Origin of the sequence: Aliibacillus thermotolerans (assembly GCF_027853235.1) — a bacterium.
Classification (GTDB): domain Bacteria; phylum Bacillota; class Bacilli; order Bacillales; family Marinococcaceae; genus Aliibacillus; species Aliibacillus thermotolerans.
In genome coordinates this window covers 1-4,443 of record NZ_WKJG01000073.1, presented here as the reverse complement: position 1 = coordinate 4,443, position 4,443 = coordinate 1, and the positions used below count along the sequence as shown (strand labels likewise).

At 37.8% G+C, this 4,443-nt stretch carries 5 protein-coding genes and 1 pseudogene; all 6 read right to left on the bottom strand.

What is annotated here, in order from left to right; all coding sequences use genetic code 11:
- Positions 1-134: 134 nt before the first annotated feature.
- Positions 135-941, bottom strand: coding sequence for a phosphonate ABC transporter, permease protein PhnE (phnE, locus tag GJS40_RS11845; protein WP_270898072.1), 807 nt, complete (start codon positions 939-941; stop codon positions 135-137).
- 14 nt (positions 942-955) lie between these two features.
- Positions 956-1,768 carry a phosphonate ABC transporter, permease protein PhnE gene (gene phnE, locus GJS40_RS11840; RefSeq protein ID WP_270898071.1) on the bottom strand — a complete coding sequence of 271 codons (813 nt, stop codon included), beginning with the start codon at positions 1,766-1,768 and terminating at the stop codon, positions 956-958.
- Complete coding sequence (gene phnC, locus GJS40_RS11835) at positions 1,761-2,540, bottom strand: phosphonate ABC transporter ATP-binding protein (RefSeq protein WP_270898070.1); 780 nt, start codon at positions 2,538-2,540, stop codon at positions 1,761-1,763. Before phnC ends, phnE (GJS40_RS11840) begins: the two co-directional genes overlap by 8 nt.
- Positions 2,541-2,623: 83 nt before the next feature.
- Positions 2,624-3,721 (bottom strand): PhnD/SsuA/transferrin family substrate-binding protein, encoded by a 1,098-nt coding sequence (locus GJS40_RS11830; RefSeq protein ID WP_270898069.1) that lies wholly within the window; start codon positions 3,719-3,721, stop codon positions 2,624-2,626.
- Positions 3,722-3,896: 175 nt separating this feature from the next.
- A complete protein-coding gene (locus GJS40_RS11825) occupies positions 3,897-4,139 on the bottom strand; it encodes a hypothetical protein (protein ID WP_270898068.1) in 243 nt (80 codons plus the stop codon).
- Between the two features lie 58 nt (positions 4,140-4,197).
- A pseudogene (locus tag GJS40_RS11820) lies at positions 4,198-4,443 on the bottom strand (IS4 family transposase); the annotation flags it as partial.

The following is a 4,443-nucleotide window of genomic DNA, read 5'->3' as shown; positions in this document are numbered from 1 at the left end:
TGTAAATGTTGTGTGGTAACTTCATTTTACAATAAAGGGCGATTTTTTTGTGCACATTTTTCAAAATGAGAAATAGAAAAGGGACTCCAAAAAGTCAGTTTCTACTGACTTTTTGGACAGCCCCTTTCACCGTACTATCCTCGAACCAATTTTGTTCGAATTCGGTTAGAGAAAAGCTCAACAATTAAGATTAATAGGACCAATCCAATAAGAATCGAACCAACCTCATTCCATCGATAGGCATTCATCGCAAATATGAGTGGTGCACCAATTCCTCCAGCACCAACAAGGCCTAGGATCGATGCTTCCCTTAAATTCATATCAAATCGATAGATAATAATCGATAGAAACATCGAAAAGAGCTGTGGCAAAATACCAAAGCGGATTTTTTCAACGGTACTACAACCAATGGAAGTCATCGACTCTAGAATACTCGTATCCAAATCTTCAATGGCATCTACGAATAACTTCGCAAGCATACCAATCGATACAAGTGCAATTGTTAATACACCTGCAAAAGCTCCAGGACCTGTAACCCGAATAAACATTAATCCATAAACAATAGCTGGAATCGTACGAATTACAATGAGAACGACTCTAGTTAAAGCTGCGATCGGTCTCGGTACGATGTTGGAAGCAGATAGAAATGCCAAGGGAATCGCAAGAATGGAGCCCATAATGGTACCAAGAAATGCAATAGCCATCGTTTCAATCAGTAAGTATAAGACACCTTTCTTCGTAAAATTAAACAATAATTCCAGATCTGGATTCAGTATTCCACCGATAATACTAGTGGCCACTTGCCACCCACTCTGTTGCATATTATCCGTGTTCACCGTTGATAACGACCAAATAAATAGGAACAGGATGAGTACCGAGATAGTTAAGATATAGCGTATGTTTTTTGGTGAAGCATTGAGCTGTCTTTCAATGGCATCCATATATGTAAACTCCTTTAAATTAACTTTTTCCGGAAATGTTCACTAATTTTTTCAATGCTATATACCGTAATGATGAGCATAGCTAAAATCATGCCAACACTCGCATAATCACGCCAACCAAGCCCCTCATTTAACAATAAACCAATTCCACCAGCGCCAACATATCCTAATATGGCCGCATACCGGACGTTTCCCTCAAAACAAAAGAGAGAAGTAGACAAATAGTTTGGGAGGACTTGTGGGAAAATAGCATATCGAAATGCTTGCATTCTTGTCATTCCACATGATTCCATTGCCTCAAACGACCCCATATCGGCATTCTCGATTTGTTCATACAATAATTTCCCTACATAGGCTACCGTAAATAGAAAAATAGCTACTGTACCAGCAAGTGTCCCTAGTCCAAAAATAAATGTTGCAATCAGAGCAGTAACAAGTGTTGGTAACGTCCGTAAAATACTAAGGATAAATTTGCTAAACGCAGCAACTGGCTTTCTCATAATATTAGAAGAAGCAAAGTACGCAGCAGGAATGGCAGCCAAAGAACCCAAGATCGAACCTAATAAGGACATCTTAATCGTATCCATTAACGGCTTCCAAATATGAGAGATATACTCCCATTTTGGTGGAATCATTTCTCCGATTATGACAAAAAATTCTTTCCATCTAGAAAGTAAAATTTTCATATCAAAACCAGTAAATTTGACCGATAACACGGTGGCAAGAATGATAAGTACTAGAATAATCGGTAATCTTGAGCGCTTCTCCTGAACAATCTTTCCATTTGGAAGAGAGATTTTAGCCGGAGGAAAAATTTTATCATACATAACTTCTCTCCTCCGTATTCCGTTCCAATTCCTCTACGTTGCCTTTATAGATGTAATCCAGAACTTCTTCTGTCACATTTTTTGCTTCCCCATCATAGACAACTCGCCCTTCCCGAACTCCGATAATCCGATCTGCATATTCCAATGCCATCTCAACATGATGAATATTAATAATAAACGTCATCTCCGTGTCCCTGTTAATCCTTTTAAAATCATCCATCACTTGCCTCGCTGTCACCGGATCAAGAGAAGCAATCGGTTCGTCAGCAAGAATGATGTCTGGATTTTGTGCTAGCGTTCGAGCAAGCGCCACACGCTGTTGCTGTCCACCCGATAATTGATCGACGCGAACATAGGCTTTATCCAAGATCCCAACTTGATCCAAAGCGGTTAATGCCTTGATCTTTTGTTCTTTGGAAAATGCACCAATTACTTTTCGCCAAAACGGGAGATGGGGTACAAAGGATACTAGTACATTTTTTAGTACAGATATTCTAGTAACAAGATTAAAGGACTGAAAGATCATTCCAACGCGTTGTCGATAATTTCGAATCTCTCTTCCTTTTAGTGCATTTACTTTTACGCCATCAACAATTAATTCCCCTTCCGATATATCATGCATCCTATTGATGCAGCGAATTAACGTTGACTTCCCTGCTCCCGAAAGACCGATAATGGCAACGAATTCTCCCTTTTCAATCTTTAGATTAATATCTTGTAGTGCTTTCACGTTATTCGGATAGGTTTTTCCAACATTGATAAATTCGATCATCTATTCTTCTCCAATCTATGAAAATGAGAACATCAAAAAGCGATGCTCTCACCTGAATCAGATTCGTGTTTAATTGAACGGATTTAGTTCAAACTTTGAACTAATTCTTGTGCTTTTCTTTCATTATCATAGTCTGATGAAGTTGCCTCTTGATATCCTTCATGGTTATAAATGGATATTACTTCTTTTCCTTCATCTGTTTCACCAATATTGATAAATGCCTCTGCAATAGCAGCTTTTAAGTCTTCATCCATGATTTCTGAATTCTTACTTACGCTGATCGTATCGTTATAGATACTAGGTGTAACACCAATAACGTTTGTCTCATCCCAAATGGATGCTTCTCTACCAAATTCACCTTGCCAATTTTCTACATTGTCACGTCTCGCATCTGCGTAAGTTACCATAACATCAATCTGACCTTGTGCTAGTCTAGCAAATGCACTTCCATAAGAATCTGTTTGAACCACATTATCTAAATCAGTTATTGTCTTACCATAGTTTTCATCTAACCAAATCGCAGGGTAAATGTATCCTGCTGGGGAAGATGAAGACATAACTGCCCAAGATGCACTATTTAGATCATCAAAAGTTAATTCTTCGCCATTGTTTACTTTGTCCGCTAACTCTTGTCCTTTTTCAGATGGTCCAGCAATGATTAATGCACGATAGCTTGTCGCCTGCTCATCTGAATCTTCTGTTGGCTTATTATCATTCCAGTCTTTTGCATCGTCTGAATCAATGCTTAAACCTGCACGAGTTGCTGTTAGGACTACCTCAGCACCATCATCATATAATACATATGTACCACCTGGAATTAAACCGATATCCGTTGTTCCAGCAGATAATGCTTCCCCAACCGCTTCATAGTTTGTACCTACCGTAATATCAACCTCACCAACGTCATAACCTAACGTTGCCATTTCCTCTATTAATAAATCTTTTAGTGGTTCTGTTGCTGTAATAATTTCATCTGGTTCTCTTGAAGGAACAAATCCAATCGAAAGCTTTTCAATGGTTTCATTTCCAGCTTCTTCTGACTCCGAACCTTCAGAATCTGATGCTGTTTCTACTTCTGCATCATTCTCTGCTTCAGATGATGTTTCTTCCGCATCCCCTCCACAGGCTGCTAACACGAAAAGGAATAGACTGAAAACCAATAAATATAATACTTTTTTCATCATAATCTTCCTCCCTTTATCTTCCTCCCTTTAACAATTAACGAAACTAGTTCTAGTATATCGAAAGATTATTAAGCCAATAGTAAATGAACGTAAAATTCGTGTAAATGAATTTTACTCATAGAAAAAGGAAGATATAAACGTGCACAATCACACGTCTATCTCCCTTTCCACATTAAAGTAATTCCATATTCTTTTTATACGAACGTCTTAAGGATATAAAACTAGTAACAAACCATAGCAAACTAACACTACATAATAAACCTAAGATCTCGATCCAATCACTCCAGCGAACTGGTATTTCTACAAAAATAAAATAAAGAAGGGTAAAAATAAAGACAAATCCAATCGTTCTCGTTGCTATGACACGTAATTCTCTTTTATAAGCACGCTCCGTTGCAATTTCTGTATATTCCATACCAGAAAGCATATACCTCAAGCTAACATAAAAAATGAAAACGCCAATACCTAATAACTCAACTTTCGCACACAGAAATATTTAAGCATTGCTTGATATAATTAGGTATAGTGGCCAACCATTTATTCATTTGATTTTTAAAGATGTCCATGTTCAAAGAAACCTCGGCTTCCGCCAAAGTTTGGAAAAGGTCAATAAGTGATTGAAGGGCAGTAATAAAATCTATGTCTTTTACATCTTCGCAAAGGATGTAAAAAAGGTTGCCAATCGTCTTAGGATCCTCCTCTTTTCGCATTTGCCAAGC